Here is a 3907-nt window from a genome sequence, read left to right on the forward strand (position 1 = left end):
GCGGCGCTGGGCTGCCGCGCCTGATGCCGTGGAAGGGCGTGACGGCCCGGGCGACGTGCACCTGCGGGGCCGCGCGGCCACGCCGGAGGCGGTGCTCGCGGAGATGAAGGACGCCACGGAGGTGGAGCTGCACACGCACGGCCTCTCCGGCGCCGTGTCCGACGCGGCCTTCCTGGCGCTGTCCCCGGACGCGGCCGGCCGCTATGCGCTCACCGCGGAGGACCTGGAGGGGCAGACCCTCCAGGGCGCCCCGGTGGTGATGCTGGCCGCCTGCGACGCGAACGTGGGCGCGTGCGCTACCACGCGGTGTGAGCCTGCGGCCGCGCTCATCCAGGCGGGGCCGGCCGTCGTCGCGCCGTCCACGGAGGTGCCGGACGTGGAGGCCGGGGCCTTCTTCCAGGCGCTGCAGGACTCGCTGCGGCGCGGCACACCGCCCGCCCAGGCGCTCCGGGACACCCGGGCCCGGTGGCTCCAGCAGGGCAGCGCCCGGTGGGTCCAGGACCTGGTCGCGTTCGAATAGCCGGAATTCCGGCGAAGATTCGCGCCCGCGCGCGTATGGGAACCGGGAGGCATCATGATTACGCGTTGGAAGTCCGCAGTGGGAACAATGTCCGTGGGAGTCATCACCCTGTCGGCGGCGCAGGCCGGGGCCCAGCAGGCGAGGGCGCCGAACAATGCGGTGAAGGTCGCCCCGACGGCGAAGCCCGTCGCCAGCCCGGCGACGGTGAAGTCCACCGGCACGGTGGACGTGGCCGTGGATGACGGCGCCAAGGGCACCCGGATGTACCGGTACGACCGGAGCAGCGGGAAGCTCACGCTGGTCAAGCAGGTCAGCCAGAAGGACGCGGCCCGCACCACCGCCGGCTTCAAGACGCTGTCCTCCGTGGAGCGCGGCGGCACGTCCCTGGTGGACCCGGACCGCGGCGGCGCCGTCGCCCCCGAAGGTCCGCGCCCCAAGGGCGGCGGCCCCCCGGGCGGACATGATCCGGGCCTCATGTCCAAGGCGGACCTGGCCAACATCAAGCGCGAGCTGGCCGCCCTGAAGCTGGACAAGGCCCGCGTGAAGCTCGGCACGCAGCGGCAGCGGTAATCCCAGCCTCTCACCGGATGAAACGGGCGGCCGTGGCGCCGGGGTGGGGACACGTCCCCTCGCCCCGGAGGGCCACGGCCTTCACGTTCCTGGATGGACCCTGGCCCACGCGTTCAACCCCAGACGCCCCGAGTGTCGGCTCTGACCTCGCTCCCGCGTTTCCCGTGCCTCTCGTGCCTTGCCCCACGTACAACGTGGTCACACTTTTCGTGCGTGAGGGGGCGCTGCTCGCCCGTTTGTCTTTGACGCCCTTCTCGTCCGAATGACTGTGGGTCCGGCCGGAGGACCCCGAGGCGGCAGGAGGGTGCACACATGGGGAACATGGAGAGCGGTTGTCGTGGAGCGGGAGTGCGCACGCTGTTGGGGGCCTGGGTCCTGACCCTGGCGGTGCTGGGGGCGGGCTGTGACCCTGGCGCGAGCGAACCCGCGCCAATGGACTCCCTGGCCACGCGGGAGCAGGCGGCCCTCAGCTACAACAAGCTGTCCGCCAACGGGCTGTCGTACAACGGGCTGTCTTTCAACGGCCTGTCTTTCAACGGGCTGTCTTTCAATGGCATGTCAACCGCCGCCTTCGCGTCGTGGTTCAGCGCGGATCCGGCGCTCGCGGATGAGGTCATGCGCTACGTCGTGCGCTGCGCCGTCCCCGCGGGGCAGACGCGCGCGTACACGCATGCGGCGACGAACACGGCGCACACCTGGACGGGGCTGCTGGGCCTGGCGCCGGGCTGGGCCGGGGGCGCGCCCGCGACGCTGGCGGAGCAGCAGATCGTCTCCGCGTGCCTCGCCGCGCACGCCAACCCCTTCGCCGTGAGCGTGCCCATCTCCGTGCAGGGCCGGGACGGGCTGGGGCAGGCGATTGCCTCCTCCGCGGAGGAGCTGGCCACGTTCTCCCGGCCGGAGTCGTGCTTCTTCGGCAACCTCTTCCAGGGACAGGGCATCTACGCGGGCAGCCAGAACCCGCCCCTCGCCGCGAACCAGAGCACCACGCGCGCGTGCGCGGTGGTGGACGGCACCGGGGCGCCGCGCATGACGTGCGCGCCGCTCGTCTACGTGGGGAGCTGCTCGGCGGCGTGCACCCCGGAGGGCACGGCCGGGCGGGCCTTCGCGAGCTGCACGGCGGGCGGGGTCACCTTCCAGCCGCTCTCCACGTACGTGCGCGACGCGGACGTGGCCGTGTGCGGTGACGGCGTCTGCCAGGTCACGGAGCACTGCGGGACGTCCAACACGTACGACGCGTGCGCGGCGGACTGCGGCGCCTGTCCGTGAAGCGGGGCGGGGCGGCCTTCAGCCGGAGTGGGAGCCCAGGCCGGAGGCCGCGCCCGCGCGCAGCCGTTCGTGCAGCGCGTCGGTGAGCAGGTACCAGAACTGGACGTTGCCGAAGCTGAGGATGTCGCCGCCCCTGAGCGGCACCTCGCGCTTCCCGGTGGTGCTGGCGTTGACGAAGGTGCCGTTGGTGGAGCCCAGGTCGCGCACGGTGCAGCGCCCTTCGGCGCGGCTCCACTTGAGCTCCGCGTGCTGCTTGGACACGGACGCGTCGTCCAGCACCAGCTCGCAGTCCAGCCTCCGGCCAATCCTCAGCACGTCGGAGTCCTTGAGGTTGGGGAGGGTGGCGACGAGCAGGTCGTCGAATTCAAAGAGCAGGGCGAGCATGCCCTGTTCGACGTCGCCGGGATCCGCCATGCGGGTGGGCGCGAGCGCGGCGGCGGACAGCTCCGACGGCGGACGCTGCACCAGCGCGAAGGGGCCCAGCTGGTGCTGGAAGGCGCCCACGGGGAGGGCGGAGGCGAGCGCGCGCAATTCCTGGACGGACAACACGGGGGGCAGCCTAACGGGTCGGCCGTCGGGCGCCCAGCCACTACCGGACGGTCACGGTGAGGCTTTCGTTGACCCGCGAGTCGCTCGTTCCCTACATTGACCCTTTCGAGTCGCGGGCCGGGTTCCAGGAGGGAGCGCCGGACCTCCGATGCATGCAGCCAGGTGATGGAAGGAGCGGTGGTTCGATGAGCGGGAGCGACAACATCCCGATGACCCCCCACGGTCTGCAGAAGCTCAAGGACGAGCTGAAGCACCTCCAGTCCGTGGAGCGGGGCAAGATTTCGCGTGAGATCGAGGTCGCGCGCGCGCACGGCGACCTGCGTGAGAACGCCGAGTACCACGCGGCCAAGGAGAAGCAGTCGCACATCGAGGGGCGCATCCTGACCCTCGGCGACTGGATCGCCCGCGCGGAGGTCATCGACCCGGCGAAGCTGGGCGGCGACAAGGTCGTCTTCGGCGCCACCGTGGAGCTGGTGGACACGGAGAACGACAAGACCATCAGCTACCGGCTGGTGGGGGAGACGGAGGCCGACCTGAAGAAGCGGTGGATCGCCGTCACCTCACCGGTGGCGCGCGCGCTCATCGGCAAGAAGGTGGGCGACATCGCGACGGTGCAGAGCCCCGGCGGCGTCCGCGAGCTGGAGGTCGTGAAGATCAGCTTCGAGGATCCGCAGGAAGAGGCGGCCAGCGCGAGCTGAAGCCCGGCTGGCCGGGTGTCCTTCGGGGGGGCGGGCCTGGGCTCGCTCCCCCGGTTTCGTTTTCCGCGCGGCGTCAGGCGTGCTTCGTAGGATGGAGGCTGGAAAATCCGCGTGAACCACCCGCTCGCCAGCCTCGTTGGACCTCTCAAGTACGCGTGTCAGCGTGACTTCGCCCAGCTCGGGACCGTGAAGGACTTGCGCACCCTGATGGAGCGCACCCTGCCGCGGCCGGGGCGTGGACCGCGCGGCGCTGGAGGACCTGAGGCGGCGCTGCCGCACGTGGATCCGCCCCGCGCCCGCGGAG

General features: G+C 71.5%; 6 protein-coding genes. 5 read left to right on the top strand and 1 reads right to left on the bottom strand.

The features are described 5' to 3' along the window. The 3 genes from ACLEQD_RS38600 to ACLEQD_RS38610 form a co-directional block, all read left to right on the top strand. Positions 1-520: CHAT domain-containing protein (locus ACLEQD_RS38600; RefSeq protein ID WP_410390860.1), on the top strand; the 520-nt coding region annotated here is incomplete at its 5' end. Positions 521-607: 87 nt separating this feature from the next. After that, positions 608-1090, top strand: coding sequence for a hypothetical protein (locus tag ACLEQD_RS38605; protein WP_410390861.1), 483 nt, complete (start codon positions 608-610; stop codon positions 1088-1090). 312 nt (positions 1091-1402) lie between these two features. Continuing rightward, entirely contained in the window at positions 1403-2356 is a 954-nt protein-coding gene (locus tag ACLEQD_RS38610) for a hypothetical protein (protein ID WP_410390863.1), read from the top strand. Positions 2357-2374: 18 nt separating this feature from the next. On the opposite strand, the gene ACLEQD_RS38615 is transcribed toward ACLEQD_RS38610, so the two are convergent. Further along, positions 2375-2905, bottom strand: a complete 531-nt coding sequence (locus ACLEQD_RS38615; protein WP_171412682.1) for an FHA domain-containing protein — start codon at positions 2903-2905, stop codon at positions 2375-2377. A gap of 185 nt (positions 2906-3090) precedes the next feature. On the opposite strand from ACLEQD_RS38615, the gene greA reads away from it, so the two are divergent. Both greA and ACLEQD_RS38625 read left to right on the top strand, forming a co-directional pair. Beyond that, positions 3091-3603, top strand: coding sequence for a transcription elongation factor GreA (greA, locus tag ACLEQD_RS38620; RefSeq protein ID WP_410390864.1), 513 nt, complete (start codon positions 3091-3093; stop codon positions 3601-3603). A gap of 111 nt (positions 3604-3714) precedes the next feature. Next, on the top strand, positions 3715-3907 hold a 193-nt coding region (locus ACLEQD_RS38625; protein WP_410390865.1), incomplete at its 3' end, for a hypothetical protein.

Origin of the sequence: Corallococcus sp. 4LFB, from assembly GCF_046520365.1 — a bacterium.
GTDB classification, from domain to species: Bacteria; Myxococcota; Myxococcia; order Myxococcales; family Myxococcaceae; genus Corallococcus; species Corallococcus caeni.

What these genes read in the sequence shown, in the direction of transcription:
- ACLEQD_RS38610 (WP_410390863.1), top strand. Translation starts at nt 1,403, where the DNA reads ATGGGGAACATGGAGAGCGGTTGTCGTGGAGCGGGAGTGCGCACGCTG.
- greA (WP_410390864.1), top strand. Translation starts at nt 3,091, where the DNA reads ATGAGCGGGAGCGACAACATCCCGATGACCCCCCACGGTCTGCAGAAG.
- ACLEQD_RS38605 (WP_410390861.1), top strand. Translation starts at nt 608, where the DNA reads ATGTCCGTGGGAGTCATCACCCTGTCGGCGGCGCAGGCCGGGGCCCAG.